This window comes from Bacillus pretiosus (assembly GCF_051294775.1).
GTDB classification, from domain to species: domain Bacteria; phylum Bacillota; class Bacilli; order Bacillales; family Bacillaceae_G; genus Bacillus_A; species Bacillus_A wiedmannii.
Window position 1 is genome coordinate 1 of record NZ_JBPPHF010000239.1, and the last position, 300, is coordinate 300.

The 300-nt window shown below is 39.3% G+C and carries 1 pseudogene; it reads right to left on the minus strand.

The annotated features are described in order from the left end of the window. Positions 1-279 (minus strand): annotated as a pseudogene (locus ACSG5Z_RS30690) (preprotein translocase subunit SecA); the annotation flags it as partial. Positions 280-300: the final 21 nt, after the last annotated feature.

The window sequence follows — 300 nt, forward strand, 5'->3', positions numbered from 1 at the left end:
ATGAAAGGCAATACCACCCATTAACTGCACGCCATACGGACGCATTCCAAGAACACGAGTCGCAGCTTCGCGAACAACTGCAAAAGCTTCAGGAAGTAGATCATCTACTGTCTCACCTGTTGTTAGACGTTCTTTAAATTCAAGCGTCTTTCCTTTTAATTGTTCATCTGTTAGTGGCTTAATAGATGATTCTAATGCATCAATTTGCTCAACTGTCTTCTGCATACGTTTAATGTGGCGTTGATTTACATCAAATACCTTTTTTAAAATACCGATCATAGGAAATACGCTCCTCGTTTT